We start from the raw sequence: 26,209 nt of genomic DNA, 5'->3' as shown, positions 1-26,209 counted from the left end.
CGGGCGATCCGGGCCCGCGGACATTTCCCAACCGAACAAGCCGCCATGAAATGCCTGTACCTTGTGACCCGCAGCCTGGACCCGACCGGGACCGGACGCACCCGATGGACGATGCGCTGGAAGCCCGTGCTGAATGCCTTCGCCATCACGTTCGGTGACCGCTGGCCGGCCGCCGAGAACTACTGACCAATGCCAGAAACACCGTTCGCGTTACGGACCCCTGCGACCACGCGCTTGGCCGCGAGAGAGAGCTTCATGCCATCGGGACGAGCCCAAGCCCGGCTATGTGACAGCGGCGGCGATCACCCGGGTCAGGGCGGCGTGCAGGCTTTGCAGGTCGGCGAGGGGGAGGCCGAGGCGTTCGACGACGGCGGGCGGGATCTTCTCGGCCTTGCTGCGGAGGGAGCGGCCCTCGGTGGTGAGGGTGATGGCCAGGCTGCGTTCGTCGGCCGGGTCGCGTTCGCGGCGCAGGTAGCCGATTGCTTCCAGGCGCTTGAGCAGGGGCGACAGGGTGCCGGGGTCGAGTTGGAGAAGTTCGCTGAGGCGGCGTACGGACAGGGGCGCGTGTTGCCACAGGGCGAGCATCACCAGGTATTGCGGGTGGGTGAGGCCCATGGGTTCGAGCAGGGGCCGGTAGACGGCGACCACGCTGCGCGCTGCCACGGACAGGGCGAAGCAGACCTGTTCTTCGAGGGCGAGGGGGTCTTGGTCACTCACTCTATGAGCCTACCAACTATTGGTGTACAAATGATTGGTACACCAACGGTTTGGGAGGCAGTGATGCGCGATCGGTTCGCGGCGTGGTTCCACCGGACGTTCGACGACTGGTTCTTCCGCTCGTTCATCGGGCCGGCCCAGACCAAGGGCGCGATCCACGGGGCCGACCAGGTGGCGCGTGAGCAGTGGAAACGAGACCTCGAGCGGCAAGCAGTTCACCCGTGAGCAGCGGGAACGCCGGCGCGTGGTCAGCTGAGCGGGCGCGCTTCGGCCGCCCTCGCCGGCACCTCGGCGCCGGGAAGCCGGCGCGGCGGCGTAGATCCCATGAAAGACGGCCTGACCTGGTGATCTAGCACGTCACCCGGGCGGCCGGCAGGTTCGCCAGCAGGGTGTCGACCGTTTCGTCCGGCGTCTGGTCCGAGGTGTCGAGCCAGAGCCCCAGGCGTGGCGTGTCCTCCCGCAGCGAGCGGTCGAGCTCGGCGGGCGTCCATTCTCCGTACCCCTGCTTCGCTCTGCGGGCCTCGCGGGCAGCCAGCACCGACACGCTCGGCGCCAGTACGACGACATGCAAGGGGCGCGTGGTGATCATGGCGACCACGTCGGCCAGGTCGGGGCCGAGGATCACGTCCTGGACGACCGGGGTGTAGCCCGCCCGCGCGTACTCGTCGGCGGTCATCGCGGCGAGCCGGTAGCGCAGGGAGAGCAACGCGGGGTCGGCCGAGGCGGGGCGGCCCGAGACGATCATGCGGCGGAAGGCGTCGCCCCGGACGTGGGCCGCCTTCGGCAGCCGCGCGGCCAGCAGGGAAGCCACAGTGGACTTGCCCGCGGCCATCGCGCCGGTGATCAGGAACATGGCGCGAGAATAGCCGGGTCAGATCTAGGACAGGCGGCGGGACAAAACGCTCCGTGTGGTGTCCATCATGGAACGTGACTACTGCTGAGGAAGTCCCCACCTATCCATTCACGCAGGAGGACGCGCTGCGGCACCCGCCTGAGCTGGTGGAACGCCGCAGTTGCCCGGTCTCCCGGGTACGCCTGGTCAGCGGCGACGAGGCGCTGCTGCTGACCGGCTACGACGACGTCAAGGCGATGCTCGCCGATCCCCGGTTCACCCGCCGCCTGACCGCGCCGGACGCCGCGCGGCTGACCGCGTCCGACTCCGGTGGCCTGTTCAACGAGGACAGCCCGATCGCCCAGATGATGGAGGGCGACGGGCATCTGCGCTGGCGGCGGATGATGGGCCGCACCTTCACGGCCAGGCGGGTCAACGCGATGCGCCCCCGCATCGAGGAGATCGCCCACCGCCTGATCGACGACATGCTGGCCGGCGAGCGGCCCACCGACCTGAACGCCGCGCTCGGCTTCCCGCTGCCGGTGTTCGTGATCTGCGAGCTGCTCGGGGTGCCGGCCGAGGAACGGGTCCGGTTCGCGCACTGGTCCGACGCCATGCTCAACCTGAACCGCTACACCGAGGAGGAGCTGTACACCGCCGCGGTCGAGTTCCACCAGTTCATGGCCGCGCATGTCCGGTCCAAGCGCGCCCACCCCGGCGATGACCTGCTCAGCGAGCTGGCCGCGGTGGTCGACAGCGAGGACGGCCGGCTGAGTGAGGCCGAGCTGATCGGCACCGGCCAGGGCCTGCTGGTGGCCGGGCACGAGACCACCGCCAGCATGATCGGCAAGATGATGGCCGTGCTGCTGGCCGACCGGCGGCACTACGCGCGCCTGGTCGAAGACCCCACGCTGGTCCCGTCCGCGGTCGAGGAGTCGCTGCGGGCCGACCCCAACCCGGGCTTCGGCATTCCGCGCTACATCTCCGAGGACATCGAGGTCAGCGGTCAGAAGATCCCGGCCGGCAGCACGGTGATCAACTCGATGGCCGCCGCGAACCGGGACGCCCGTGCGTTCGCCGACGCCGACGAGGTGGTGCTCGACCGCAAGCCCAACCCGCATCTCGCGTTCGGCGCCGGGCTGCACGCGTGCCTCGGCCAGGCGCTCGCGCGGGTGGAGCTCCAGTCGGTGCTGACCGTGCTCACCGACCGCGTGCCGACGCTGGAGCTGGCGGTGCCGCCGAGCGAGCTGCGCCGCAAGGAGGGCCTGATCGTCGGCGGGTTGCAGGAGCTGCCGGTCACATGGTGAAGGTGACTGTCGACCAGGAGAAATGCTGCGGCGCGGGCCAGTGTGTGATGCTCGCGCCGGAGGTCTTCGACCAGCGCGAGGAAGACGGCGTGGTCCTTCTGCTGGCGGCGACCCCGGCCGAGGACCAGACCGATGCGGTACGCGACGCGGCCGCCGTCTGCCCGTCGGCGGCGATCATGATCTCGCCCTGACGTCAGGGCCCGTCCGGCCACCCGGCCACGGGACTCAGCCGGCGGCGTTGCGCAGCATCCACTGGTCTTCGCCGCCGGCCCCGTCGTCGGGCCGTACCCGTGGCACATCCGTCTCGGTCAGGGCCACCGCGTCATCCGGGTGCACCCGCGGCGGAAGCGCCCCGAACTTCGTGGCGCGGTATTCGGCGTCGTCAACCTCGACAGCGGGCTCCTCGGTCATGACCCCATCGTGACACGGGTTCCCCACCCCCGGAGCAGCGATCAACGGCCGGTCGCGCCGTCGATCTGTTCGCGGATGATGTCGGCGTGGCCGGCGTGGCGGGCCGTCTCGGCGATGACCGCGAGCAGGGCCGTGCGCAGGGTGCCGGGCCTGCCCTTGCTGGTCACCGGCGTGTCGCCGCCGGCGGCCGCCTCGATGATCGCGTTGGTGGCCGCGCAGGCCGCCCGGTAGTCGGCGCGCAGCTCGCTCAGCGGCACCGACGGGTCGACCGTCATCGAGCGCCGGCCGCGGGCGGGTGTGCCGAACCAGGCCGACTCGGCGAACGTCAGGTGTTGTACCAGGCCGGCCACGTTGGTGCCCGAGCCGACCGTGCTGCGGCGGGCGTCCTCCTCGGTCAGCCCGGCCAGCTTCCTCAGCACGCCGGCCCGCAGGCTCTCGAGGGTCGCGTGAAGGTGTTCGACTTCGGGGGTCACGCTGACGACCATAGGACCGATGGAGCTGAGAGACCGAGTCGCGGCCGGCGGCCACGCCGGAGCCGGCCGGGCGGCCGGGCGGCCGTCATAGGCTCGAGGCATGCGCATCGTCTCGCTGCTGCCGTCGGCCACCGAGATCGTCTACGCCCTCGGGCTGGGTGACGACCTGGTCGGCGTGACCTTCGAGTGCGACGAGCCGGCGGAGGCCCGGCGCGACAAAGCCGTCGTCGTGGGTGGGCGGGACACGTCGGGACTGACGCCGGGCGAGATCGACGACTACGTCAAGGAGCGGATGGCCGCCGGTGAAGACCTCTACACGCTGCGGGCCGGGGCGCTCGCCGGGCTCGATCCCGAGCTGATCCTCACGCAGGACCTGTGCCGGGTCTGTGCCCTTCCGTCCGGGCAGGTCGAGGACGCGCTCGGCCACCTCGGCTGCCGGTCCGACGTGCTGTCGCTCGATCCGTACACGCTCGACGACGTCCTCGGCACCATCGTCGAGGTCGGCGCGCGGGCCGGCGTACCCGGGCGATCGGAAAGCCTGGTGCGCACCCTGCGTGAGCGGCTCGCCAAGATCTCCGCCACCGTCGCGGGCCGTGAGCGGCCGCGGGTGGCGCTGGTCGAGTGGGTGGACCCGCCGTTCTCCGCCGGCCACTGGGTGCCCGACCTGGTCAGCGCGGCGGGAGGTGAGGCGGTGGGGGCAAATCCGGGGGTACGCTCCGCGGAAACGACCTGGGCCGCCCTCGCCGCGACCGACCCGCAGTACGTCATCGTCACGCCGTGTGGTTTCCACCTCGATGGCGCCGCGCAACAGGCGAAGCTCGTCGTCCCGCACTTCCCGGGCGCTCAGGTGTGGGCGATCGACGGCGACGGCCTGGTCGTACGCCCGGGCCCGCGCCTGATCGACGGCGTGGAGGCGATCGCCGCGATCCTGCACCCCGACGCCGTCCCCGCGCCGCCCCCAGGAGCGATCACGCGCGTGGCCTAGCGGATCTCGTACCCCTCGAAGCCTTCGACCGGCCCGTCGCTGACCTCGACGCCGGTCACGGTCGCCCGCAGCGGCCCGCGGTGCGCCCAGCTCAGCAGCAGCTGCACCGCCTCGGGCGACCCCTCGAAGACCGCCTCGACCGTGCCGTCGTCCAGGTTGCGCACCCACCCGGTGACGCCCGCGCGCACGGCTTCCCGGCGGCACGTGTCGCGGAAGAAGACACCCTGCACGTCGCCGGACACCACCACGCGTCTGTGGATCACAAATCAACCGTACGGACGTCCCTGGCGCCGAGATTCCCCTTCGGCGGGAAACCCCCTCATTTGGGGAGGGCGCCGCCGGAGTCGAGGGCGGCGGTCAGGACGGCGGCCGTCGAGTGGGCATAGAGTCAGGCAGATCGATGCCTGTACGGGGAGGTCGACAATGCGTTCTCGGTGGTCTGCGCGCGCCGGAGTGGCCCTGGTCGCGATCGTTGCTCTGCTGGCGCCGCCGGGGGTTGCGCAGGCGACTGACGGGGTGTCGGCCGTGGTGCGGGCGATGCTGCGGCACATGACCGTGCGGGAGAAGGTCGGCCAGCTCTTCGTGGTCGAGGTCTACGGGCCGGACGCCGAGAGTGTCACGCCCGCGGTGGCCGCCCGCAATCAGGCGCTCTACGGTGTCGACACGCCGGCGCAGGTGGTCGCCAAGTATCAGCCGGGTGGCGTCATCTACTTCGACGCGCGGCGCGGGCCCGCCAACGTGCAGAATCCGCGTCAGATCGCCACGCTCTCCAACGGGCTGCAGCGGGCCGCGCTGCGCCGCCGCGTACCCATCCCGCTGTTGATCTCGACCGATCAGGAAGGCGGCGCGGTCGTCTATCGGCTCACCGCGCCGGCCACCGCGATGCCGGGCAACATGGCGCTCGGCGCGGCCCGGTCGACCGCCGCCGCGCGGAAGTCGGCCCGGGTCATCGGGGCCGAGCTGGCCTCCGTGGGCATCAACCAGGACTACGCGCCGGTCGCCGACGTCAACGTCAACCCCGCCAACCCGGTGATCGGCGTACGCTCGGCCGGCGCCGACGCGGGCCTGGTCTCGAGCATGGTCGGCGCCCAGGTCGACGGCTACCACGCGGGCGGGGTGGCGACCGTCGCCAAGCACTTCCCGGGCCACGGTGACACGGCCGTCGACAGCCACTTCGGCCTTCCGGAGGTCACACACACCCGGGCCCAGCTGGACGCGATCGACCTGCCGCCGTTCCGCACGGCCATCCGCCGGGGCGTCGACACGATCATGACGGCGCACGTGGTGCTCAGGTCGGTCGACCCGAGCGGCGCCCCGGCCACCATGTCCCGTCCCATCCTCACCGGGCTTCTCCGGGAAGACCTGGGGTACGACGGGCTGATCGTCACCGACGCCCTGGACATGGGCGGGGCGACCGCCGACTACCCGCCGGCCGTGGCGCCGGTGCGGGCGTTCCAGGCCGGCGCCGACCAGCTGGTGCTCGCCCCGCAGATGGACACCGCGTTCGGCGCCGTGCTGAACGCCGTGAACAGCGGGGAGATCTCGCGGAAGCGTCTCGACGAGTCGGTCGCCCGGATCCTCACGCTGAAGCTGAAGCGCGGCCTGTGGCGGCCGTTCGTCGACCCGGCCCGGGCCGAGCGGGTGGTCGGGTCGGCCGGTCACAAGGCCGCCGAGCAGCAGATCACCGACCAGACGATCACCATGGTCAAGAAGGACGGCCTGCCCGTGGCCGACGCGGGCAAGGTGCTCGTGACCGGCTGGGGCGTGACCACCACCAGCACGCTGGGCGCGGCGATCGGCCGGCGCGGTTCCGCGGTGACCGTACGCGAAACCGGCGCGACCCCGACCCAGGCCTCGATCGACGCGGCCGTGGCCGCAGCGCAGAACCAGGACCTGATCGTGGTCAGCACGATGAACGCCAACGCCGCGCAGCAGTCGCTGGTCCGCGCCCTGCTGGCCACCGGAAGGCCGGTGGTGGTGGCGGCCGTGCGGAACCCGTACGACATCGCGCTCTTCCCTGAGGTGAAGGCCTATCTGGCGAGTTATGGCTACACCGCGGCCTCGCTGGAGTCGCTGACCCGGGTGCTGTTCGGCGAGGTGGATCCGGTGGGGAAGCTTCCGGTCGCGATACCTTCGCTCTACCCGTACGGATATGGGCTGAGCTACCACTGAGGGGGACACCATGCCGCAGCCGGAAGGCGCCGACCTGGAGGCGGTCCGCGCCCGCCGCACCGAGTTGCGTGACAAGTACCTGCTGCCCAAGGAGCTGCGACCGGCCACCACCGGACGCGGTCTTCATCACGCGGCGCTGATCTGCTCCGACGTCGAGGCGACGATCCGGTTCTACCAGGAGGTGATCGGCTTCCCGCTGGTCGAGCTGGTGGAGAACCGCGACTACCAGGGTTCCAGCCATTTCTTCTTCGACCTGGGCAACCGCAACCTGCTCGGCTTCTTCGACTTCCCCGGCCACGACCACCCGGCCTTCCAGGAGACCGTCGGCGGCGTGCAGCACATCGCATTGTCGGTGAGCCCCGAGCAGTTCGCCGCGGCCCGGTCCCGGTTCGACGCGGCCGGCATCGAATACCTGGGTCCGGACCGCGGCGTGGAGGACAGCCTCTACGTCCGCGACCCCAACGGCGTCGGCATCGAGCTCTACAACGAGGAGATCGGCACGTTCGAGGGCACCAAGATCGTCGACTGACAGTGGTCGCGCAGAGCGGTATTCCGGCGGCGGATGCCGGGCCGGGCTACCACTGATCAGAAGTCGATGCGCATGACGTGGCGGCGCGGGGTGGGGTGGGTCAGCTCCTGGAAACCCGCTTCCTGGAACGCCTGGAGCGGGCCGACGGACAGTTCGCCCCAGGTGATGGTCTTCCCGGGCTCGGTGTTCATCGGGTACGCCTCCAGCGCACGGGCGCCGCGCTCCCGGGCGTACCCGATGGTCGCCTCGGCCAGGTGGTAGGTGAGCCCGCGCCCGCGGAAGCCCTTACGCACCACCATGCACGAGACCACCCAGACGTCGTGGTCGTCCTTGTCCTCGGCGCGGCCGGCCCAGACGACCCGCGAGGAGCGATATTTCGGGTACGCGGTGCGCGGCTCGACCGCGACCCAGCCCGCCGGCTCGTCGTCGACGTAGGCGACCAGCCCGCTCGTCGTGGTGGCCTCCGGCCGGTCGCAGCCGGTCTGCGCGCGCAGCGACGCCGTGCGTTCCTCCTGGGTGGAGTCGCGCCAGATCCAGCCCATCACCTTGTAGCGCTGGCAGTGGCAGCGGCCGGCGTCGGACGCCCCGAACACCGCGTCGATGTCGGCCCACGTCGCCTGGTTGGCCGGCACGACCGTGATCTGCTCGGCGGTGAACGGTTCCTTGAGCGAAGTCACCGCGGCGGGTCCTCTCCGGTCAGCCCGTCGATCGCCTCCCGCAGCAGGTCGGCGTGACCGACGTGCCGAGCGTACTCGTCGTGAAGATCGACCAGCAGCCGCCGGAAGTTCGGCCCCTTGATCGACGGCTGTTCGGGCCGGATCGAGGACATCGCCTTCCGGGTACGCCCGACCGCGCCGAACCACAGCGCGTACAGCTCGTCCGGCCGATCCGTGGCGCCGGTCCGCCACTCCCAGTCCGGGTCGGCGTCGAAGTCGGCCCGGTCCCAGGGCGCGCCCATCGGCTCGCCGGTGATCCACTTGGACGTGTAGTAGTCCTCGATCAGCGCCAGGTGCTTGATCAGCCCGCCCAGGGTCATGGTCGACGGCGGATGCGTCCGGCTCAGCCCGGCCGCGTCCAGCCCGCCGGTCTTCCAGGCGAACTGCATGCGCGACCGCTCCAGCGCGAACAGCAGCGCCTCGGTCTCGGTCGCCTCCGGGGACAGCTCTTCCACGACGATCTTGTCGGTCATGAGGCGATGCTAGGGTCGGTTCCGGACGAAAGGCTTCCGGTTTGGAAAAGGCGAGTCCGGCCGCGCGCGCGTTGCTCGCGCTCGAGCTGATCCAGAGCAGCCCCGGCATCACGGCCGAGCGGCTGGGCGAGAAGCTGGGCGTCACCGAGCGGGCGGCCCGGCGCTACGCCGAGATCCTCCGCGAGGCCGGCATTCCGGTCGAGTCGGTCCGCGGCCCGTACGGCGGCTACCGGCTGGGCCGTGGCCTGCGCCTGCCGCCGCTGATGTTCAGCGCCACCGAGGCGCTCGGGCTGGTCATGTCCGTGCTCGACGGCCACCACGACGCGAGCGACACCACCGACCCGGTGGGCAGCGCGCTCGCCAAGATCATGCGCGCGCTCCCGGAGCCGGTCGCGGCCCAGGCCGAGGCGGTACGCCGGACCGCCGCGCCCGCCCCGGACCGCGGCGCCGCCCGGCCCGACCCGGCCATCGCCACCGCGCTCGTGCAGGCGGTCTCCGGGCGCCGCCGGGTCCGGGCCGGATACCGCACCGAGGCCGGTACCGAGTGGACCGCCGAGGTCGACCCGTGGGCGGTCGTGGTGCGGCACGGGCGGTGGTATCTGCTCTGCTGGTCGCACGGCGCCGGCGCGCGTCGCGCGTACCGGATGGACCGCATCTCGCACGTCGAACCCGGCGCCGAGACCTTCGTCCCCCCGGCCGGCCTCGACCCGGTCGCCGACCTGGAGGACCACCTCGCGACCGGCTGGGAGTTCACCGCCGAGGTGCTCATCGAGGCGCCCGCGGAACGGCTCGCCTGGCTGCCGCGCGTGCTGGGCCGCGTCGTGCCGGTCACCGCCACCACCTGCCGCCTCACCGGGACGACGAGCAACCCCCATTGGTACGCCGAGCAGCTGGCCGTGGTGCCCGCGGCGTTCCGCATCGAAGGGGGCCCGGAGCTGCGCTCGGCCGCCCGCGCGTTGGCTGAGCGTCTCCTGGCGGCCACCTCGTAGCGACCGGGCGAACGTCTGGATACAACATCGCCGGAATGGTGGCGGGGACCTGTCCCCGCCCGGTAAGACCTGCGGTCAAAGGCCGGCCCGTTCCGCCCAAAGGGTTAATCGATTGCTGACCGCGACGACCGTGCGAACGAAGACGATCGATGTCGTCTACATCAAGGCCGGTGGTGGCCATCGCGCCGCCGCCGTGGCTCTCGACGTGGCCATCCGGGAACAGGGACGGCCCTGGCGGGTGCGCCTCGTCGACCTGGTCGACATCCTCGATCCCCAGGATGTCGTCCGCCGGATCACCACGAAGCGGCCCGAGGAGTACTACAACCTGCGCCTGGAACGCGGCTGGACCCTCGGTTTGATCCGCGAGCGCCACGTGCTGCAGGCGGCGCTCCGGATGGGACACCGGGCGGTGGTGAAGCGGATGCAGGCGCACTGGGACGCCAGCCGCCCCGACCTGGTGGTCTCGGTGGCGCCCCACTTCAACCGGCAGATGTTCGACTCGTTGCAGCGCTCCAGGCCGGACACGCCGTACGTGACCGTGCTGACCGACTTCGCCGACCTGCCGCCGCGCTACTGGATCGAGCCGCGCCAGCCCCAGCACTGGATCTGCGGCACGCCGCGGGCGGCGCTCCAGGCGCGGGCCGCCGGCTGCGATCCGGCCCGGGTGCACCGCACCTCGGGGATGGTCATCCACCCCGACTTCTACCTGGACCATCAGGTCGACCGGGCCGCCGCGATGGCCGAGCTGGGCCTCGATCCGGACCGGCCGACCGGCATGGTGATGTTCGGCGGGCACGGCTCCAAGCAGATGCGGGTGATCGCCAAGCGCCTGGCCGACACCCAGCTGATCTTCGTCTGCGGGCACAACTCCGGTCTCGCCGATGACATCCGGGCCATGGATTCGTCGGCGCCGCGGGTCGTCCTCGGGTTCACCTCGGAGATGCGCCGCTACATGCGGTTGTGCGACTACTTCATCGGCAAGCCCGGGCCGGGCAGCATCAGCGAGGCGATCAGCCAGGGCCTGCCGGCCATCGTCGTCCGCAACGCCTGGACCATGCACCAGGAGCGCTACAACACCGAGTGGGTCCAGGAGAACAACGTCGGGGTGGTGCTGGAGTCCTACCGCGACATCCGGGAGGGGGTGGCCGAGGTGGTGGACAACATGGACGCCTACCGCGTCGCCGTCGGCCGGATCAGCAACCGCGCCGTCTTCGAGATCCCCGACCTGCTCCAGTCGATCATGGGCGTACCTCAGGCGTGGCCGAACCTCACGGCCGCGGTGTAGTAGGTGTTGGCCAGCACCAGGCAGAGCGGCCGCCGGCCACAGACGCGGCCGAGGTCGCCGCGGAACGCGAGGTCGAGCCGCTTCTTGTTCCTCCGGAAGGTGCCGGCCTCGCCGTAGTTGCGGTAGCCGAAGTCGTGCCGGTAGCAGGCGAGCCGGAAGTCGTAGCCGAAGGGCTGGTCGGGGCCGCCGGTGCAGCCGTCGGTGGCCCAGTCGAAGTCGTACGTCTTCCAGGCGCCCCGGTTCTCCCGCGCGAGGAGCCACCTGGCGTAGCTGGCCGTGGAGGTCTGCGTCCAGGCCGCGAGCACCGCGCCCTTGTCCTTCGGCGCGCCGGCCACCGGCGCGGCCCGGGTCGGCGTGGCGGCGGCACTGGTCAGCAGGACGGCGGCGAGCATGATGAACAGGCGAGATCGAACGGACATGGTGGCATCTTCACCACTGATCACCGAGAAATCCGGCTGTTGCCGACTTATAACCCGGGCGTGATCGGCCGGGCCCGGTTGACCTCGCTGCGGAACCGCTCGTCATGCGCGTGCCCAGGGTACTTGCCCTTCCCCAGCGGTTCACCCTTCGCACACCCGGGCGTTTGACCAGCGCGGTTAACCTTCGCCGATGGATGCCCCGCTCCGAACCGGGACGATCCGCTGGACCGGCTTCGGCGCCGCGGGCCTGCTCGCGCTGGCCGGGGTGCTCGGCGGCGCGCACCCCGGCGGCAACGTCCAGTCCACCCCGGTCACCGTGGCCACCGCGCCGTACGGGCCGGTCGTACTGGCCACCTGGCTGCTCGGCACCGCGGGCCTGGTCTGGGCCTGGTGGCGGCTGCGCGACCGGGTGCCGTCGGTCCGCTGGGCGGTCGGGACGATCCTGCTGTGGGCGGCCCCGTTCCTGGTGGTGCCGCCGATGGGCAGCCGCGACGTGTTCTCGTACGCCTGTCAGGGTCACCTCTACGTCAACGGACTGAGCCCCTACCGGTTCGGCGTCGACACGTTGCCGTGCCCGTGGGTGGAAGCGGTGTCCCCGATCTGGCGGGACACGCCCGCGCCCTACGGTCCGCTGTTCGTGCTGGCCACGGCGGCCGCGGTGCTGCTGGGCGGAAGCCTGGCCGGGGTGATCGTGCTGCTGCGCCTGCTCGCCGTGGCCGGCCTGGTGGCGATCATGGCCGCGCTGCTGCCGCTGGCCCGGCGCTGCGGGGTGCCGGCCGAGCGGGCGTTGTGGGTGGCCATGGCCGGGCCGCTGATCGGGGCGCATCTGGTCGGCGGACCGCACAACGACACGCTGATGATCGCCGCGGTCGCCGGGGCGATGGCGCTGCTCGTGATCCGCCGCCCGCCTGTGGACGCGGTCGCGGCCGGCGCCCCTGTGGACAACCGACCCGAACTGTCACAGCCGAGCGCTACATTGCCGCCCACCCACAGGGGTGGGGGAGGTGGCGGCCCGCGCGCGAGGATTTCGATCTTGAACATGGCGCTGAGCAGCGGCAATGCGTCGGTGTCGGCGGCTGAGCGGGACGGCGGTGCGGGTCGCGGCGGTGCGGGCCGGGGCAGGGCTCGGGACGGCGCCGCGGTGCGGGTCGTGGTCGGCGCCGGGGTGCTGCTGGGGCTGGCCGTCGCGGTCAAGGCGACGGCGATCGTGGTGGTGCCGTTCGTGGCGTTGCTCGCGGTGCCCCGGCCGCTGCGGTTCTGGCCCGCCGCCCGGGCGCTCGCGCTGGTCGGCGGGGTGACCGTGGCGACCATGGGCGGCGTGACCGCGGCCAGCGGGCTGGGCCTGGGCTGGATGGCGGGCATGACGCACACCCAGGATCTGATCCAGTTCACGTCGCCGCCGACGGCGGTCGGCATGACGACCACGTACCTGGGCCGGCTCTTCTGGCCCGACTTCGACGCCGTGCCCGCCGTACGCGCCATCGCGATCGTGCTGTTGGCCGGCGCCGTGCTCTGGTTGTGGGTGCGGGCGCTGGTCGCGGACGAGCCGGTCCGGGCCGCGTTGCGGGGGGCGGCTCTGGCCAGCGCCGCGATGATCGCGCTGGCGCCGTCGTTCCACCCCTGGTACGTGATGTTCCCGCTGATCCTGCTGGCGGTCACGACCGTACGCACCGACCTCGTCATGGTGGTGACCGCGGTGGCCGCGTTCCTGGTGCTGCCGGACGGTGGCGGGCTGGTGCGCTACGTGAAGTTCCCGGGCGCGCCGATCGTGACCATCGTGATCGGGTACCTGCTGTACCGGCGATGGAGGCGCGGCCGCGAACCACGACCGCCCCTGGTCACCCGATCAGCCGAGGATCTTGAGGTCGTTCACCGTGCGGGAGAGTGAGCCCCGCTCCTCCCGGGCGGACGCGAGGAACCACAGCGCCTACCAGCCCAGCGGCCCGTGCTCGTCCGAGAAGGTGCCGGTCGGGCCGTCCGGGCCGAGGGTGGCCAGGCGTACGACGACCGCGGCGCTGTCCGCCGGGGCGCGTCCGATGCCGAAGGCCGCGGTCATGTCGGTGGCCGTGGTGCCGGGTTCGAGCGCGTTGAACTTGATGCCCGGCTGGGACTTGGCGTACTGGACGGTGAGCATGGTGGCCGCCGCCTTGGACGCCGCGTAGAGCGCGAGCGGCATGCCGTACTCCGGCCGTTCGGGGTTGTTCACCGCCCAGAACGACCCCATGCTGCTCGACACGGTGACCACCGTCGGGTTGGACGACTTCCGCAGCAGGGGCAGCGCGGCCTCGGTGACCCGCACGATCCCCACCGCGTTGGTGTCGAACGCGCGGAGGGCGGCCGGCCCGTCGACCACCCCGTCGGCGAGGATGCCGGCGTTGTGCACCAGCACGTCGAGCCGTCCCTCGGCCGCCCCGACGGCGGCCAGCGCGTCGTTCACCGACGCGTCGTCGGTCACGTCGAGCCGCACGAACCGGGCGCCCAGCTCCGCCGCGGCCTTCTCGCCCCGCTCGGCGTCCCGCGCGCCGACGTACACGGTGTGGCCCAGCTCGAGAAGCTGCTTCGCGGTCTCGTACCCGATGCCCTTGTTCGCGCCGGTGATCAGTGTGACGGTCATGCCTGTCTCCTTTTGTACCGCTCGGTTGGGCCAACCGTAACAGCTTTTGTACCGCTCGGTTGGTGGCCCGGGTCACCTTTTGTACCGAGCGGTAGGATGGCCGCATGACCACAACCACCGGCCGTCCGCGGACCTTCGACGAGGAGACGGTCCTCGACCGCGCCGCCGTGGTCTTCTGGCGGCACGGCTACGAGGGCGCCTCCCTGAGCGCCCTGACCAGCGCCATGGGCATCAACCGGCCCAGCCTGTACGCCACCTTCGGCAGCAAGCGGGAACTGTTCCGGCGCACCTTCGCCCGCTACCACGACACCAAGCTGGCCACCGCCCGCGCCGCCCTCGACCGGCCCACCGCGTACGCCGCGATCGAAGCCTTCCTCCGCACCAGCGCCGACGGCCTCACCGCCGGCGACCAGCCCCCCGGCTGCCTCTCCGTCCAGGGCGGCCTGGCCTGCTCACCCGAGAACGCCCCCGTCTCCGAGATCCTGGCCGCCGGCCGCGCCGCCACCGAGTCGGCCCTCGAGCAACGCCTGACCCGCGCGGCGTCCGAAGGCGACCTCCCACCCGGCATGGACCCCCGCTCCCTGGCCCGCTTCGTGATGGCGCTCAGCGAGGGCCACGCCGTCCACGCCGCAGCCGGCGCCACCACCGAAGACCTCCAGGCCTCGGTCGACGTCGCCCTCCGAGCCCTCCTGACCCGTTAAATCAAGATCAAGATCTCGATGTCGCACCTGGGTGGGTGCTTCAGACCGCAGCTCCCGCCGAGGCCCTCTTTTCGCCTCAACGTAGATCCAGATCAAAAGCTTGATGTCGTTGCTGGGTGGGTGGTTCTGACCGTCGCTCCCGCCGAGGCCGGTCACCCGGCTCCTGGCCGCTGGCGCGTCCAAAACAGAGCCGCGCGACCTTCATTCCGCGTGCGTGGTCAACCCCCCGGCGCTCCGCGCCAAACCCCGGCCCTCGCCGAGAGCGCGTGGAGGCACTTCCGACGGCGAGCCCTTTGCTCTGAGCGCGTATAGGCAACACCCGACGGCGAGCCCCTTGCTCTGAGCGCGTATAGGCAACACTCGGATACCGGCGACATCCGGATACCGCCACCATCGCAGTGTTGCCTATACGCGCTCAGAGCAAAGGGGCCGTGAATGACGTGCCCGGGGTGATGGACCGCGCGGGGCGGCAACCGCGCAGTGGGCCGCGCGGCTCCGAGCGCGGTGGCCCCGAGCGCGGTGGCCCCGAGCGCGGCGGCTCGGGGGCGCGGCGGCACGGGAGCGCGGCGGAGTGGTCGGGGGAATCGAGCGCGCTAGCCCTTGACGGCTCCGGAGGTCATGCCGGCGACGATCTGGCGGTTGAAGAACAGGAACATGATCAGCGGCGGGATGGTGACCAGCAGGATGTCGGTGAAGAGCAGGTTGTACTGGGTGTTGAACTGGCTGTAGAAGTTGTAGAGGGTCAGCTGGACCGTGGCGTTCTGTTCGCCGGGCAGGAAGTACAGCGGGTTCACGAAGTCGTTGAAGACGTTCACCGACTGCACCAGGATCGCGGTGATGGCGACCGGGCGGAGCAGCGGGAAGATCACCCGGAAGAAGAGCCGCAGCGGGGTGGCGCCGTCGATGATCGCGGCCTCGTCCAGCTCGCGGGGGATCGTCGAGATGAACGCGCGGAACAGCAGGATGCAGAAGCTGAGCCCGAACGCCACCTCGACCAGGATCAGGCCGGGCATCGTGCGGAACAGCCCGAGCCGTTGCAGCACCCAGATCGTCGGCACGACCGCCGGCGGCATGATCAAGCCGGCCAGGACGAGGCCGTTGACCAGCGCGCTCCAGCGGCTCGAGCGGCGTTGCAGGGTCCACGCCACCATCGCCGACAGCACCACCATGATGGTCACGCTGGCCACCGTGAGGATCGTGCTGTTGATGAACGCGATGATCAGCAGGTAGTCGCGCGCCTCGATGACCGCCTGGAGGTTATCGAGGAACTGGAAGTTGCGCGGCCAGGCGAAGGTGAGCTCGGACGCCTGCGTACGGTCCATGAAGGACGTGAGCAGGATGAAGGCGAAGGGTACGAGGAACACCACGACCGACGCCAGGATCGCGAAGGCGCTGAGAAACCAGCGGGGCCGGGTCACATCTCCACCTCCTTCCGGTTCAGGAAACGCCAGAGCGGGAAGACGATCGCCGTCACCACGATGAACAGCACGACGTTGCCCGCGGTGGACAGGCCGTAGAAGCCTGCCTGGTACTGCTTGTAGATCACCGACGCGATGACGTCCGAGGTGAAGCCGGGGCCGCCCCGGGTCATCGCCCAGATCAGGTCGAACGATCGCAGCCCGCCGATCAGCGACAGGATGATGACGGTGACCGTGGCCGGGCGGGCCAGCGGCAGGATGATCTTGCGGAAGTTCTGCCAGGCGCCGGCGCCGTCGACCCGGGCGGCCTCGAAGTACTCCTGCGGGATCGACACGATGCCGGCGATGTAGATGAGCGTGGCCAGCCCGACGCCCTTCCACACGTCGACCAGGGCCACCGACAGCAGCGCGTAGCTGGGATCGGTCAGCCAGCCCGGGCCGTCGATCCCGACCTTGCCCAGGGCCTGGTTGATCAGGCCGCGCTCGGGGTTCATCAGGATCGTGAACGTCAGGCCGACCCCGATGGTGCTGACCAGGGTCGGGAAGAACACCACCGAGCGCAGGTAGCCGCGGGCGATGATCTGCGAGGTCAGCAGGATGGCCAGCGCCATGCCGAGGACCACCTTGAGGCCCGAGGTGACCACGGCGTAGACCAGCGTGTGCCACAGGCCCGAGAACAGCGCCGGCTCCCGGAAGAACAGCGCGTAGTTGTCGAAGCCGATGAACTCGTTGGAGAACAGGCTCCAGCGGGTCAGGCTGAAATAGAGCGCCAGCACGGTCGGGACCAGGAACAGGATCCCGTAGATGGCGGCCGCGGGCGCGTAGAACCAGTAGGGGTAGGGGCTTTGTCGTCGTCCCGCGGAGGGGGCCGGACCGCGCTTCGCGACCCGGCCCTCCGTGCGGTCGGCGGTGGACGTCGCCACTGCTACCAGCCTTCCAGCCCGAGCTGTTGGGCCTGCTTCTTCACATCCTCGTCGTAGAGGGCCGCGCCGGCCGGCGCCTTACGGATGCCGGAGCCCACCTCGACGCAGATCTGCTCCAGCGCCGGCCCCTTGACCGGGGACAGGAACTCCAGCGCCAGGCTGGACGTGTTCTGCCCGTCGATGTACGTCTGCATGTCCTTGGCCACCTGCGGCACGTCGGCCGGGAGCTGGCAGCCGGTCACCGCGTACGGCCCGGTCGGCGCCGAGGCCGTGGTCTGCGAGGTGCAGCCGTCGGGGCTGCCGACGAAGGCCAGGAACTTCTTTGCCGCCGCCAGCTTGTCGCCGGTCGTGGTCTGCGGGATGTAGAGGCCGTTGGGCGTCCACACGGTCAGGCCGTTCTTGGCCGCGTCGTTGCCCGGGATGGGGAACAGGCCGACGTCCTTGGCCTGGTCGGAGTAGTTGGCGACGATGGTGGCGATGGTGCCGGACAGGATCGGGTAGTGCACGCCCTCGCCCTTGGCGACCATCCGCAGGCCGTCGTCCAGCTTGGCCGACGCGAAGTCCTTGTTGAGGTAGCCGGCGTCGTGCACCTCCTGCAGGTGCTGGAAGCCGAGCAGGGCGTTCGGGTCGCCGGCGTACTTGGCCTGGTTCTTCGTGTACTTGTCCGGGAAGTCCGGCTCGGCGGCGAGGACGTTGTGGAAGTCGCCCAGGATGAACAGCTGCGACGTCCACGTCTCCTGGTAGGTCTGGATGACCGGCGCCGCCTTGCCGTCCGCCTTGATCTTGGCGTTGTTGGCCATGAACTCGGCCCAGGTCTTCGGCACCTGGAGGCCGAGCCGCTGGTAGATCGGCCGGTTGTACATGATCCCGCCGGCCGAGAAGGTGCCCCACGGCACGCCGTAGAGCTTGTTGTCGGCCGACACGGTCTTCTTGAAGTTCTCGTCGAGCTGGCCCGCGTACGGCTGGTCGGTCACGTCGACCAGGTTCTTCTGCGGCGCGATGGCCTGGAACAGCGAACCCGAGTTGTACATGAACACGTCGGTCATGTCCCCGGTGGACAGCCGCGTCTTGATGATGTTGTCGCCCTCGGTGCCGGCCGGGCGGGTCTCGACCTTGACCGTGATGTCGGGGTTCTTGGCGGTGAAGTCCTTGGCCAACTGCTCGCCGGCCCGGACGGTGTCCTCCGAGTTGTCCACCAGCAGGGACAGCGTGACCTTGCCGCCCTCGCCGCCGTCGTCGTTGGAACCGAGGCTGCCGGCGCTGCACGCGCCACCGGCGGCCATCGTCGCGGCGGCCAGCGCCCCGACGGCCATGGTGCGAAATCTCATCTCGACCTCTCAAGAAGGGTTTGCAGGGCGGCGCGGAACGCTTCTGCGCCGGGTACGAAGCCTCGGCCGGTGGCGGCGTCCGCCAGGTCGGTGGTGGGTGCGTCGAGGTAGCGCGCGAGGCGGTCGGCCAGCGCGGCTTCGCCGTCCGCGACGCCCGCTTCGGTCGCCGCGGCGACCACGCGCTGCCAGCTCGGTTCGTGGTCCATCAGCCGGCGGATGGTCGCGCCGGTGGGCAGCTCGGGTTCTTGCGCGTACGGGTCGTCCACGGTCCATTCGTGTACGCCGTGCGCCACCTCGACCGTGTCGCCGCCGGGGATCTCCACGGTGGCGCGGCTGCCGACCGGCACGGTGACGGTGAGCGTGAGCCGGCCGCCGGCCCGCTCCCATCCGGCGGCGGCCTCGCCGTACGGCGTCAGGTGCCGGGCGCTCGCCGACGTCAGCGCGTGACCGGGCAACGGGCGTACCGAGATCGTGCGGTAGCCCGCGTCACCCGGCGCCAGACCGGCGACCCGGCGGTGCATCCAGTCCGCGACCGCGCCCAGCGCGTAGTGGTTGAACGAGGTCATCTGGCCCGGGTTGATGCTCCCGTCGGGCAGCATGCTGTCCCAGCGCTCCCACACCGTGCTGGCGCCCATGGTCACCGCGTAGAGCCAGGACGGGCAGCCGGTCTGCAGCAGCAGCCGATACGCCAGCTCCGGCTCGCCCGCGTCGGCGAGCACGTCGGTCATCAGCGGCGTGCCGACGAAGCCGGTGCTGATCCGGTAGCCGGCCGCGCGGACCAGGTCGGCCAGCCGCTGACCGGCCCGTTCGCGCTGCCCGTCGTCCGGCAGCAGGTCCCAGTGCAGGGCGAGGGCATAGTTGGTGGCCGAGTCGGAGAGCACCCGGCCGCCGACCGTCGTGTACTCCCGGGCGTACGCCGCGCGGGCCCTGGTGGCCAGGTCGGCGTACTGCTTCTCGACCGCCGTGTCGCCGGTCACCGCCGCGGCCTTCGCGACCAGGCCGGCCGAATAGGCCAGGTGAGCCGTGGCGATCACGTCCGGGTCGGCCTTGGCCCGGAACGGGTCGGCCGGCGGTGCGGTCGGGTCGAGCCAGTCGCCGAACTGGAAGCCGCCCTGCCACAGCAGGTCCGGGCCGGCCAGCTCGACCATCCGGTCGACCCAGCCGCGCATGCTCGGCAGCTGGCGGGCGAGCAGGCCGGCGTCGCCGTGCGCCCGGTAGACCACCCACGGCACCACGGTCGCGGCGTCGCCCCAGGCGGTGGCCGACGGTCCCGCGTCGCGGATCACGTCCGGGATGACGAACGGGACCGAGCCGTCCTTCTGCTGCTCGGCGGCCAGGTCGGCGAGCCAGTTGGTGAGGAAGCCGGCGCTGTCGTACAGGAATGTGGCGGTGGGGGAGAAGACCTGGATGTCGCCGGTCCAGCCGAGCCGTTCGTCGCGTTGCGGGCAGTCGGTGGGCACGTCCAGGAAGTTGCCGCGCATGCCCCACACGACGTTCTCGTGGAAGCGGTTGAGCAGGTCGTGGCTGCTGGTGAACCACCCGGTGCGCTCCAGGTCGGAGTGCAGCACGACGGCCTGGATGTCGTCCTTCGCCAAGGCGGGAACACCGGTCACCTCGGCGTAGCGGAAGCCGTGGAAGGTCAGCTCCGGCTCCAGCGTGACCTCGTCCGGACCGGCCAGGATCCAGGTGTCGGTGCACTTGGCGGTGCGCAGCGGGCGTACGCCGAGCTCGCCGTTCTCCAGCACCTCGGCGTGCCGGATGGTGATTTCCTGCCCGTTTTGTCCATCGCGGACCCTGAGCCGCACCCGGCCGACCACGTTCTGCCCGAAGTCGACGAGGGTCTTCCCGCTCGGTGACGCCGTGATCGCCTTGGCGCTGACGATCTCGGTGATGCGTACGGGTGGGCCGTCCGGCGCCACGAGCCGGCTGAGGTCGGCGTCGACCACGCTGACGGGCTGCGACGGCGCATCGAGGTGGCGGAGGTCGGTGGTCTGGCCGTCGTAGAGGTCGTTGGCCGTCACGGTGCTCGCCCGCGCGGTCCACGAGCCGTCGGTGCCGAGCAGGTGCGTCTGCCCGTCCTCGGTGGTGACCTCGAGCTGGGCCAGCAGGGCGAGGTGGTCGCCGTAGAGGCCGCGCTGGCCGCGGAAGCCGAGCCGGCCGCGGTACCAGCCGTTGCCGAGCTGGATGTCGAGGCGGTTGGCGCCGGTGCGGACCAGGCCGGTGACGTCGAAGGTCTGGTAGCGCAGGCGGTGCTGGTAGGCGGTCCAGCCGGGGGCGAGCTGGTGGTCGCCGACGCGCTGCCCGTTCAGGTGCGGGATGTAGAGGCCGTGGGCCGTCGCATACAGCCGCGCCCTGGTGATCGAGAAGGGGATGTCGAGGGAGGCGCTGAGGATGGGCGCCTCGGCGTCCGGGTCGCCCTGGACGAATCGGGCGGTCCAGTCGCTCGGCTCGAGGAGGCCGGCTTCGGCTTCGGCGTACTCGCTCCAGCTGTCGTTGACCTTCACCCGGACCCGCACCCGGTCGCGGGATCTCAGCGGCGCCGCCGGCCACGGGACCAGCACCTGCTCGTCCGACTCGACCCGGAACGTCTCGGCCGGACCGTCGTTGCGGCTGATCTCCAGCTCGTACGCGGTCTGGGGCTCATCGTTCCACCACGACAGCCGGGGCGTGGCGGTGCCGATGCCGAGGGCTTCGGTGTGGTGCTCGAACCGGAGGCGGTGGGGCATGTGCTCGACTCCCTGAAACGATTCATTGAGAAGGCGCGAATGTGGAAGCGGTTTCCGGAAAATGTCGGGGGGATTGCGGTCGTCTCCCGATCCTGCGTGGCTCAGGTCACACTCAGCTAGCCCAGACTTGACCGGTACTAGCACGAACTTCACCTGGGACCGGTTCCGGAACCGCCCTATACTCGGTCGATGAGGGAGTTGCCGGTCAACACGTCAACCGATCTCATGCATCTGACCGACGGCGCCATGGCCTACGCGGGCCACTGGCAACACGACGGTGTCTGCCCCACCCACACCCACAGCTTCGTCGAGGTCGCCCTGGTGATGTCCGGTCACGGCGTGCACCACAGCCTGGCCGGCCGGCAGGAGACGCGCGTCGGCGACGTGGTGCTGCTGCGGCCCGGCGTGTGGCACGGGTACGAGGACTGCCGGCAGCTCGACATGTACAACTGCTGCTTCTCGGTCGAGCTGCTCCAGCACGAACTGTCCTGGACCCGCGAGGACCCGCTGCTCGGTTACCTGCTCTGGTCGGGCCCCTATTCCGGTCAGCGCCGCGGCATCCTCACCGCCCACCTCGGCCCGGCCGACCTGGCCGAGTGCGTCAGCCACCTGGACGCGCTCAGCGCCCTGCGGACCAAGCCGACGAGCTTCTTCCGCGGCGACGTCATCGGCCGGCTGTCGCTGTTCCTCAGCGCCCTGGCCCGAGCGGTGATCGTCGACGGCGGCGACGTGCTGGCCGGCGTCGTGCACGCCACCCATCCCGCGGTCGTCGAGGCGATGCGGATGATGGAGGACCGCCCGGCCCACCGGTGGACGCTGGCCGAGCTCTCCGACGCGCTCCACCTCGCGCCCGGCTACCTGGTCCGGCTGTTCAAGTCCGCGACCGGGCTGCCGCCGATCGCCTATCTGGCGCGGCATCGCGTCGAGCTGGCGGCGACCCAGCTGCTGCGTACGGACGAGCCGATCGCCCGCATCGGCGAGTCGGTCGGCTGGCCCGACCAGAACTACTTCGCCCGCCGCTTCCGGGCCCACTTCGGGCTGAGCGCCTCGGCCTACCGGTCCCGCTTCACCAACAACGCCGTGCGGTTGCGTACGTGGGACGCCCCGCCGCTCCGCGGATCTCTGTCACCTGCCCGCTGACGATGGTGGTTCGTCGAACTCGCCCAGCGCGTACCGCAGGCCTTGATTGAGGTCGTGGATCGCCTGACGCAGCTGGTCCTCGGTCGCGGCCGGCGCGATCAGCCCCTCGTGGGCCAGCCGCTCGCGCAGCCGCCCGAGCAGATGGGACGACACCCCGCCGACCATCAGCTCACCCTCGAGGACGGCGAGCAACCCGATCAACGCGGCCAGGTCACGAGCCCGGCAGAGCCGCAGCGCCAGCCCGTCACCCAAGCCGTCCCCCATGGCGACACCTTAGTGAAGTTTTGCTCGAGCGCGTCGACCGCGCGCAGTTCCTGCAGCATCATCCGGACACCCTCCTGACGGTTGCGGGAAACTGCCAAACTTCTTCGAATGGATGTACAGCTTCGCCCGGTCCGGCGGCAGGACGCGGCCCGACTCGTTCCGCTGCTCGACCAACTCGGCTATCCGACCACCGAGGCGGCCGTGCACGAGCGGCTCGACCACTGGCTCGACGCCCCCTCGGGCCGGCTCATCGGCGCCGACGACGACGGCGTCCTGGTCGGCGTCGCGGCGCTGGCGATGATGCCGCTGCTCGAGGTGACCGGATACCTCGGGCGCCTGATCGCCCTGGTCGTCGACGAGCGCTACCGCAGCCTGGGTGTCGGTCAGTCCATGGTCCGGGCCACCGAGGAGCAGGCCCGGGCGGCCGGCTGCGTCAAGCTGGAGGTCACCAGCAGCCGCTACCGGACGAGAACCCACGAGTTCTACAAGCAGCTCGGGTACGAGGACATCTGCTCGTCCAGCGCCCGCTTCCTCAAGAGCCTCTAAGGGCGGGGCTCGGTGAGGGCCTCGCGGGCCGCGGCCAGGATGCGGTCGGAGACCGGGGCGCCGGCGGTCGCGCGGGCCAGGGTGACCGCGCCGACCAGGAGGCTCAGGGTCACCAGGTCTTCGCCCTCGTCACCGGCCAGCCAGCGGGCGTAGCGCCCGATGGCGTCGGTGAAGTTCGCGCGGGCGGCGGCGTCGGCGGGCTCCCGGGCCACGTCGGGGGCCAGGGCGACGGCCGAGCATCCCGCGCCGGGCCGGTCCCGGTGGGCGGGGGAGAGGTAGTCGTCGAAGAACGTCGACAGGGCGGTGTTCGCCCGCTCGGCCCGCTGCTGGGCGAACGTGGTCTGCACGGCCTCGGCGACCAGCGCCTCCTTGGACGCGAACTGCTTGTAGAAGCCGCCGTGGGTCAGCCCGGCCTCGGCCATCACGTCGGCCACGCTGACCGCGTCCACGCCTCGTTCGCGGAAGAGCCGGCCGGCGGCCTCCACGACGCGTTCCCGGTTCTCCCGTGCCTGTGCCTGCGATACCCGTCCCATCCGCCCAGTATAGATGTCTGGTGTCATCTATCACCTTGCCGCTATTAGATGACGTGCCTAATCTAAAGGGCATGGATCTCCAGAACGCAGTTGCTCTCGTCACCGGGTCGAATCGCGGCTTCGGCCGTGCCCTCGCCGCTCAGCTGGCCGATCGCGGCGCCAAGGTCTATGCCGGGGCCCGCGACCCGGAATCGGTCGACCTGCCGGGCGTGATCCCGGTGCGGCTCGACGTCACCGACCCCGGCCAGATCGTCGCGGCCGTCGCGGCCGCGCCGGACGTCACCCTGCTGATCAACAACGCCGGGGTGGACACCGGCGCCGACCTGCTCACCGGCGACCTCGCCGAGATCCGGCGGGAGATGGACGTGCACTACTTCGGGACGCTCGGCGTGACCCGCGCGTTCGTGCCGGTCATCGAGGGGAACGGCGGCGGCGCGATCCTCAATGTGCTGTCCGTGCTGTCCTGGACGCACCCGCCGCGCTTCGGCGCGTACGGCTCGGCCAAGGCCGCCGGGTGGGCGCTGAGCAACGCCCTGCGCGCCACCCTGGCCGACCGGAAGATCACCGTCACCGCGCTGCACGTCGGCTTCATGGACACCGACATGGCCGCGGCCGTGCCCGCCGGCCAGAAGACCGACCCGGCCCTGGTCGCGGCCCTCGCCCTCGACGGGGTGGCCGACGGCGCGCCCGAGGTGATCGCCGACGACTTCACCCGCGCCGTGAAGAGCCGCCTGGCCGCCTGACGCGAGGCCCGGTCAAACGAGGCCGGGTGGTACAACCGCCTAGGGCAGTGCCCAGTTCTGGCCGGAGCCGCCGCAGGCCACCACGGCCACGTCGTTGTCGTTGCTGGACAGGCACTGCTTGGAGCCGTTGTTGACCAGCGTGTTGCCGGGGCCGGCGCGCCACTGGCCGGCGGCCGCGTTGTTGCAGACGCGGATCTTGACCTCGCCGCCCTCCTGCACCGCGCAGGAGCCGCCCACCCTCAGGGTGCCGTCCTTGGCCAGGGTGAAGCGCTGCGACGAGGTGTTGTTGCAGTCGCGGGCCACCAGCTCGTCGCCGAGCAGCAGGATGCCGGCGTCGATGTCGAGGCAGTTGCCCGACGCGGCCACGACCGGGCCGACACGGTCCGCGGCCGGCGGCGGCGCGAGGGTGGCCGGCGGGGTGGTCTGCGTGGGCGGAGCGTTGCCGTTTCCGTTGCCGGCGGGCGGCAGGGGGAAGTTCGGCGTGTTGATGCCGGGCGCGGCCGGTGGCTTGGTCGCGGCGCTGCCCTTGGCGCCGGTCGCGGAGGGTGACGCGGAGCCCTTGGACGGGCCGGCCGAGGGGGCGCCGGCGGGGGCGGAACCCTCCGGTGAGCCGGGTTGCCCGGCCGCGGGCGGTGCGGGGCGCGGCGCCGCGGCGGTCGGGGTCTCCTCCTCGTTGCCCGGCCAGAGCGCGAACATGGTGACCGCGACCGCGATGACCAGGGCGAGCCCGGAGCCGATCAGCCAGACCATCTGCCGGCGGTCGGACTCGGGGTTGACGTGCGACACCGGAGGCTCACGGTCGCTGTCGCCGGGCAGCACCATGGGCGTGGGGTCGGGCACGAAGACCGGGCCGGTCTGCTCGGGATCGTCCTGGTAAGGGCGCTCGAAATCGGGCTGCTCCGGAAAGGTGTCTTCCGGAAAATCGGGCTCCTCCGGGAAGGCGCCGCCCTCGGGCAGGCTGTAGTCGGGGGAGTCCGGCGGGATGTACGGCCGGACGAGGACGTTGTCGCCCGAAGGAGGCGTCGACGGAGGATCCCCATAGCCCGAGTAGTCCTCGAAGTCGCGCACTGCTCCCACCATCCCGGCCGTCGATACCACCGGGCGGCAAAATACCGGGATCAAGGTCAATAGTCACGTTTCAATCAGACGACGGACGTAACCTGCCTGGTAGGGCAAATGTCGACGTCAGAGCAGCCACGGATCGAGCTGTCCGCCGCGCGGCGGGTCGGTCACCGCGGGTGGTGGCGGGCGTCGCTTTCTGGTCACGTTCAGCAGCGGGCCGAGCAGCCGTCCGAGCGGTCCCGGGCGCCCGGCGCCGAGCCGGGTGAAGTCCCGCCGGGACGGGCCGGTCGGAATGTCCTTCGGCAGCGACGCGGCGGCCACCAGCCAGGTCGGCAGCCCGAACATCCGCAGCACCCGGGACAGCCGTTCCGATTCGATCATGCTGTCGGTGTCCAGCCGCTCGGACAGCAACTCGGCCAGGTCGGCGGCGGCGGAGGGGTTGCCGAGGGCCGCGGCGAAGGCGGCCGCGTGCTGAGTTCCGTACGGATCATCGAGAACGTCTTCTTCCGCACCCGGCTCGCGGGAGGGATCGCTCAGATAGCGCCCGGCCTCCTCGCCGTCCACCCAGACCGCGAGCAGCAGCTGCCGGTCGGCGCGCACCCGGACGGCCAGCACGGTCCCGCCCAGCCGCTCGGCGAGGAACGAGGCGACCCCCACGACGCCCCGCCGGCCGGCCGCGACGGTCCCGGCCCCGGAGGCGGTGACGATGGGCAGCCAGCCGTTCTCGGGCGCGCCGACCCAGCCGCTGAACCGGATCTCACGTAGCGCGGCGCCGACCTCGGCCGGTCGGAGCAGGACCGCCGCGTACGTGTAGCCCTCCGGCCCGTCCGCCGACGGTGACGGAACATTGCCGGGATAGCCCGGGAAAACCATGGCCCGCGTCCTCTCCGCGCAACGGGTCGT

Annotated in this window: 30 protein-coding genes and 1 pseudogene; 14 read left to right on the top strand and 17 right to left on the bottom strand. The window is 71.0% G+C overall.

Going from position 1 to position 26,209, the window contains the following annotated elements:
• Positions 1-186, top strand: a pseudogene (locus tag AB0M54_RS09170) (IS256 family transposase); the annotation flags it as partial.
• Positions 187-282: 96 nt separating this feature from the next.
• Here the strand turns inward: AB0M54_RS09170 and AB0M54_RS09165 are convergent.
• On the bottom strand, positions 283-717 hold the full coding sequence (locus AB0M54_RS09165) for a MarR family transcriptional regulator (RefSeq protein ID WP_364470031.1): 435 nt from the start codon (positions 715-717) through the stop codon (positions 283-285).
• Between the two features lie 63 nt (positions 718-780).
• On the opposite strand from AB0M54_RS09165, the gene AB0M54_RS09160 reads away from it, so the two are divergent.
• Positions 781-942, top strand: coding sequence for a hypothetical protein (locus AB0M54_RS09160; RefSeq protein ID WP_364470029.1), 162 nt, complete (start codon positions 781-783; stop codon positions 940-942).
• 124 nt (positions 943-1,066) lie between these two features.
• Here the strand turns inward: AB0M54_RS09160 and AB0M54_RS09155 are convergent, their stop codons facing one another.
• Positions 1,067-1,570 carry an AAA family ATPase gene (locus AB0M54_RS09155; RefSeq protein ID WP_364470027.1) on the bottom strand — a complete coding sequence of 168 codons (504 nt, stop codon included), beginning with the start codon at positions 1,568-1,570 and terminating at the stop codon, positions 1,067-1,069.
• A 74-nt stretch (positions 1,571-1,644) separates the two neighbouring features.
• On the opposite strand from AB0M54_RS09155, the gene AB0M54_RS09150 reads away from it, so the two are divergent.
• Positions 1,645-2,856: a cytochrome P450 gene (locus AB0M54_RS09150; RefSeq protein WP_364470025.1), complete on the top strand. Its 1,212-nt coding sequence runs from the start codon at positions 1,645-1,647 to the stop codon at positions 2,854-2,856.
• Positions 2,850-3,047 (top strand): ferredoxin, encoded by a 198-nt coding sequence (locus AB0M54_RS09145; RefSeq protein WP_364327944.1) that lies wholly within the window; start codon positions 2,850-2,852, stop codon positions 3,045-3,047. The genes AB0M54_RS09150 and AB0M54_RS09145 overlap by 7 nt, the downstream gene beginning before the upstream one ends.
• 34 nt (positions 3,048-3,081) lie before the next feature.
• Here the strand turns inward: AB0M54_RS09145 and AB0M54_RS09140 are convergent, their stop codons facing one another.
• Both AB0M54_RS09140 and AB0M54_RS09135 read right to left on the bottom strand, forming a co-directional pair.
• The gene (locus AB0M54_RS09140; protein ID WP_364470023.1) at positions 3,082-3,267 is read right to left on the bottom strand and encodes a hypothetical protein; all 186 of its coding nucleotides are present in this window, start codon (positions 3,265-3,267) and stop codon (positions 3,082-3,084) included.
• A 41-nt stretch (positions 3,268-3,308) separates the two neighbouring features.
• Positions 3,309-3,740, bottom strand: a complete 432-nt coding sequence (locus AB0M54_RS09135) for a DinB family protein (RefSeq protein WP_364470021.1) — start codon at positions 3,738-3,740, stop codon at positions 3,309-3,311.
• A 100-nt stretch (positions 3,741-3,840) separates the two neighbouring features.
• Here AB0M54_RS09135 and AB0M54_RS09130 point away from each other — a divergent pair, with 100 nt between their 5' ends.
• The gene (locus AB0M54_RS09130) at positions 3,841-4,725 is read left to right on the top strand and encodes an ABC transporter substrate-binding protein (RefSeq protein WP_364470019.1); all 885 of its coding nucleotides are present in this window, start codon (positions 3,841-3,843) and stop codon (positions 4,723-4,725) included.
• Here AB0M54_RS09130 and AB0M54_RS09125 read toward each other — a convergent pair.
• Positions 4,722-4,988 (bottom strand): acylphosphatase, encoded by a 267-nt coding sequence (locus AB0M54_RS09125; RefSeq protein ID WP_364470017.1) that lies wholly within the window; start codon positions 4,986-4,988, stop codon positions 4,722-4,724. The genes AB0M54_RS09130 and AB0M54_RS09125 overlap by 4 nt on opposite strands.
• A gap of 160 nt (positions 4,989-5,148) precedes the next feature.
• Here AB0M54_RS09125 and AB0M54_RS09120 point away from each other — a divergent pair, with 160 nt between their 5' ends.
• A complete protein-coding gene (locus AB0M54_RS09120) occupies positions 5,149-6,897 on the top strand; it encodes a glycoside hydrolase family 3 N-terminal domain-containing protein (protein ID WP_364470015.1) in 1,749 nt (582 codons plus the stop codon).
• 10 nt (positions 6,898-6,907) lie between these two features.
• A complete protein-coding gene (locus tag AB0M54_RS09115) occupies positions 6,908-7,426 on the top strand; it encodes a VOC family protein (protein ID WP_364470013.1) in 519 nt (172 codons plus the stop codon).
• A gap of 56 nt (positions 7,427-7,482) precedes the next feature.
• On the opposite strand, the gene AB0M54_RS09110 is transcribed toward AB0M54_RS09115, so the two are convergent.
• Together AB0M54_RS09110 and AB0M54_RS09105 are read right to left on the bottom strand one after the other, a co-directional pair.
• A complete protein-coding gene (locus tag AB0M54_RS09110) occupies positions 7,483-8,103 on the bottom strand; it encodes a GNAT family N-acetyltransferase (RefSeq protein ID WP_364327963.1) in 621 nt (206 codons plus the stop codon).
• A complete protein-coding gene (locus AB0M54_RS09105) occupies positions 8,100-8,615 on the bottom strand; it encodes a DUF664 domain-containing protein (RefSeq protein WP_364470011.1) in 516 nt (171 codons plus the stop codon). Before AB0M54_RS09105 ends, AB0M54_RS09110 begins: the two co-directional genes overlap by 4 nt.
• A 41-nt stretch (positions 8,616-8,656) precedes the next feature.
• Here AB0M54_RS09105 and AB0M54_RS09100 point away from each other — a divergent pair, with 41 nt between their 5' ends.
• A complete protein-coding gene (locus AB0M54_RS09100; RefSeq protein WP_364327968.1) occupies positions 8,657-9,604 on the top strand; it encodes a WYL domain-containing protein in 948 nt (315 codons plus the stop codon).
• Positions 9,605-9,716: 112 nt separating this feature from the next.
• A complete protein-coding gene (locus AB0M54_RS09095; RefSeq protein WP_364470009.1) occupies positions 9,717-10,889 on the top strand; it encodes a glycosyltransferase in 1,173 nt (390 codons plus the stop codon).
• Here the strand turns inward: AB0M54_RS09095 and AB0M54_RS09090 are convergent.
• Positions 10,856-11,308 carry a phospholipase gene (locus tag AB0M54_RS09090; protein ID WP_364327974.1) on the bottom strand — a complete coding sequence of 151 codons (453 nt, stop codon included), beginning with the start codon at positions 11,306-11,308 and terminating at the stop codon, positions 10,856-10,858. The genes AB0M54_RS09095 and AB0M54_RS09090 overlap by 34 nt on opposite strands.
• 190 nt (positions 11,309-11,498) lie before the next feature.
• On the opposite strand from AB0M54_RS09090, the gene mptB reads away from it, so the two are divergent.
• Positions 11,499-13,196: a polyprenol phosphomannose-dependent alpha 1,6 mannosyltransferase MptB gene (gene mptB / locus AB0M54_RS09085; RefSeq protein ID WP_364470007.1), complete on the top strand. Its 1,698-nt coding sequence runs from the start codon at positions 11,499-11,501 to the stop codon at positions 13,194-13,196.
• Between the two features lie 39 nt (positions 13,197-13,235).
• On the opposite strand, the gene AB0M54_RS09080 is transcribed toward mptB, so the two are convergent.
• Positions 13,236-13,922: an SDR family NAD(P)-dependent oxidoreductase gene (locus tag AB0M54_RS09080; protein WP_364327980.1), complete on the bottom strand. Its 687-nt coding sequence runs from the start codon at positions 13,920-13,922 to the stop codon at positions 13,236-13,238.
• A gap of 104 nt (positions 13,923-14,026) precedes the next feature.
• Here AB0M54_RS09080 and AB0M54_RS09075 point away from each other — a divergent pair, with 104 nt between their 5' ends.
• Positions 14,027-14,623 (top strand): TetR/AcrR family transcriptional regulator, encoded by a 597-nt coding sequence (locus AB0M54_RS09075; protein ID WP_364470005.1) that lies wholly within the window; start codon positions 14,027-14,029, stop codon positions 14,621-14,623.
• A gap of 593 nt (positions 14,624-15,216) precedes the next feature.
• Here the strand turns inward: AB0M54_RS09075 and AB0M54_RS09070 are convergent.
• Genes AB0M54_RS09070 through AB0M54_RS09055 form a run of 4 tightly spaced genes read right to left on the bottom strand, consistent with a single transcriptional unit; the run spans position 15,217 to position 21,018 of the window.
• On the bottom strand, positions 15,217-16,041 hold the full coding sequence (locus tag AB0M54_RS09070; protein ID WP_364327986.1) for a carbohydrate ABC transporter permease: 825 nt from the start codon (positions 16,039-16,041) through the stop codon (positions 15,217-15,219).
• Positions 16,038-16,964, bottom strand: coding sequence for a sugar ABC transporter permease (locus AB0M54_RS09065; protein ID WP_364470003.1), 927 nt, complete (start codon positions 16,962-16,964; stop codon positions 16,038-16,040). The genes AB0M54_RS09070 and AB0M54_RS09065 overlap by 4 nt, the downstream gene beginning before the upstream one ends.
• 2 nt (positions 16,965-16,966) lie before the next feature.
• Positions 16,967-18,292, bottom strand: a complete 1,326-nt coding sequence (locus tag AB0M54_RS09060) for an ABC transporter substrate-binding protein (RefSeq protein ID WP_364470001.1) — start codon at positions 18,290-18,292, stop codon at positions 16,967-16,969.
• A complete protein-coding gene (locus AB0M54_RS09055; RefSeq protein ID WP_364469999.1) occupies positions 18,289-21,018 on the bottom strand; it encodes a glycoside hydrolase family 78 protein in 2,730 nt (909 codons plus the stop codon). Before AB0M54_RS09055 ends, AB0M54_RS09060 begins: the two co-directional genes overlap by 4 nt.
• Before the next feature lie 189 nt (positions 21,019-21,207).
• On the opposite strand from AB0M54_RS09055, the gene AB0M54_RS09050 reads away from it, so the two are divergent.
• Positions 21,208-22,158, top strand: coding sequence for an AraC family transcriptional regulator (locus tag AB0M54_RS09050; protein WP_364327998.1), 951 nt, complete (start codon positions 21,208-21,210; stop codon positions 22,156-22,158).
• Here AB0M54_RS09050 and AB0M54_RS09045 read toward each other — a convergent pair.
• Positions 22,144-22,422 carry a hypothetical protein gene (locus AB0M54_RS09045; RefSeq protein ID WP_364469997.1) on the bottom strand — a complete coding sequence of 93 codons (279 nt, stop codon included), beginning with the start codon at positions 22,420-22,422 and terminating at the stop codon, positions 22,144-22,146. The genes AB0M54_RS09050 and AB0M54_RS09045 overlap by 15 nt on opposite strands.
• Positions 22,423-22,530: 108 nt before the next feature.
• Between AB0M54_RS09045 and AB0M54_RS09040 the strand changes: the two genes are divergently transcribed.
• On the top strand, positions 22,531-22,968 hold the full coding sequence (locus AB0M54_RS09040; RefSeq protein WP_364328004.1) for a GNAT family N-acetyltransferase: 438 nt from the start codon (positions 22,531-22,533) through the stop codon (positions 22,966-22,968).
• Here the strand turns inward: AB0M54_RS09040 and AB0M54_RS09035 are convergent.
• Positions 22,965-23,501, bottom strand: coding sequence for a TetR family transcriptional regulator (locus AB0M54_RS09035; protein WP_364469995.1), 537 nt, complete (start codon positions 23,499-23,501; stop codon positions 22,965-22,967). The genes AB0M54_RS09040 and AB0M54_RS09035 overlap by 4 nt on opposite strands.
• Positions 23,502-23,572: 71 nt before the next feature.
• Here AB0M54_RS09035 and AB0M54_RS09030 point away from each other — a divergent pair, with 71 nt between their 5' ends.
• On the top strand, positions 23,573-24,244 hold the full coding sequence (locus AB0M54_RS09030; protein ID WP_364469993.1) for an SDR family oxidoreductase: 672 nt from the start codon (positions 23,573-23,575) through the stop codon (positions 24,242-24,244).
• Between the two features lie 39 nt (positions 24,245-24,283).
• On the opposite strand, the gene AB0M54_RS09025 is transcribed toward AB0M54_RS09030, so the two are convergent.
• On the bottom strand, positions 24,284-25,312 hold the full coding sequence (locus tag AB0M54_RS09025) for an RICIN domain-containing protein (RefSeq protein WP_364469991.1): 1,029 nt from the start codon (positions 25,310-25,312) through the stop codon (positions 24,284-24,286).
• A gap of 117 nt (positions 25,313-25,429) precedes the next feature.
• Positions 25,430-26,179 (bottom strand): hypothetical protein, encoded by a 750-nt coding sequence (locus AB0M54_RS09020; RefSeq protein ID WP_364328011.1) that lies wholly within the window; start codon positions 26,177-26,179, stop codon positions 25,430-25,432.
• Positions 26,180-26,209 lie beyond the last annotated feature (30 nt).

It is taken from the genome of Actinoplanes sp. NPDC051470, assembly GCF_040682035.1.
In the GTDB taxonomy this organism is placed as follows: domain Bacteria; phylum Actinomycetota; class Actinomycetes; order Mycobacteriales; family Micromonosporaceae; genus Actinoplanes.
Note: the sequence above shows the minus strand (reverse complement) of the source record. Positions and strands in the feature narration are given on the sequence as shown.

Excerpts from the sequence above, each read along its gene's own strand:
- AB0M54_RS09050 (WP_364327998.1), top strand. The coding sequence starts at position 21,208 with ATGAGGGAGTTGCCGGTCAACACGTCAACCGATCTCATGCATCTGACC.
- AB0M54_RS09140 (WP_364470023.1), bottom strand. The coding sequence starts at position 3,267 with ATGACCGAGGAGCCCGCTGTCGAGGTTGACGACGCCGAATACCGCGCC.
- AB0M54_RS09080 (WP_364327980.1), bottom strand. The coding sequence starts at position 13,922 with ATGACCGTCACACTGATCACCGGCGCGAACAAGGGCATCGGGTACGAG.
- AB0M54_RS09020 (WP_364328011.1), bottom strand. The coding sequence starts at position 26,179 with ATGGTTTTCCCGGGCTATCCCGGCAATGTTCCGTCACCGTCGGCGGAC.
- AB0M54_RS09040 (WP_364328004.1), top strand. The coding sequence starts at position 22,531 with ATGGATGTACAGCTTCGCCCGGTCCGGCGGCAGGACGCGGCCCGACTC.
- mptB (WP_364470007.1), top strand. The coding sequence starts at position 11,499 with ATGGATGCCCCGCTCCGAACCGGGACGATCCGCTGGACCGGCTTCGGC.
- AB0M54_RS09055 (WP_364469999.1), bottom strand. The coding sequence starts at position 21,018 with ATGCCCCACCGCCTCCGGTTCGAGCACCACACCGAAGCCCTCGGCATC.
- AB0M54_RS09160 (WP_364470029.1), top strand. The coding sequence starts at position 781 with ATGCGCGATCGGTTCGCGGCGTGGTTCCACCGGACGTTCGACGACTGG.
- AB0M54_RS09045 (WP_364469997.1), bottom strand. The coding sequence starts at position 22,422 with ATGGGGGACGGCTTGGGTGACGGGCTGGCGCTGCGGCTCTGCCGGGCT.
- AB0M54_RS09030 (WP_364469993.1), top strand. The coding sequence starts at position 23,573 with ATGGATCTCCAGAACGCAGTTGCTCTCGTCACCGGGTCGAATCGCGGC.
- AB0M54_RS09120 (WP_364470015.1), top strand. The coding sequence starts at position 5,149 with ATGCGTTCTCGGTGGTCTGCGCGCGCCGGAGTGGCCCTGGTCGCGATC.
- AB0M54_RS09060 (WP_364470001.1), bottom strand. The coding sequence starts at position 18,292 with ATGAGATTTCGCACCATGGCCGTCGGGGCGCTGGCCGCCGCGACGATG.
- AB0M54_RS09155 (WP_364470027.1), bottom strand. The coding sequence starts at position 1,570 with ATGTTCCTGATCACCGGCGCGATGGCCGCGGGCAAGTCCACTGTGGCT.
- AB0M54_RS09090 (WP_364327974.1), bottom strand. The coding sequence starts at position 11,308 with ATGTCCGTTCGATCTCGCCTGTTCATCATGCTCGCCGCCGTCCTGCTG.
- AB0M54_RS09130 (WP_364470019.1), top strand. The coding sequence starts at position 3,841 with ATGCGCATCGTCTCGCTGCTGCCGTCGGCCACCGAGATCGTCTACGCC.
- AB0M54_RS09105 (WP_364470011.1), bottom strand. The coding sequence starts at position 8,615 with ATGACCGACAAGATCGTCGTGGAAGAGCTGTCCCCGGAGGCGACCGAG.
- AB0M54_RS09075 (WP_364470005.1), top strand. The coding sequence starts at position 14,027 with ATGACCACAACCACCGGCCGTCCGCGGACCTTCGACGAGGAGACGGTC.
- AB0M54_RS09035 (WP_364469995.1), bottom strand. The coding sequence starts at position 23,501 with ATGGGACGGGTATCGCAGGCACAGGCACGGGAGAACCGGGAACGCGTC.
- AB0M54_RS09145 (WP_364327944.1), top strand. The coding sequence starts at position 2,850 with ATGGTGAAGGTGACTGTCGACCAGGAGAAATGCTGCGGCGCGGGCCAG.
- AB0M54_RS09115 (WP_364470013.1), top strand. The coding sequence starts at position 6,908 with ATGCCGCAGCCGGAAGGCGCCGACCTGGAGGCGGTCCGCGCCCGCCGC.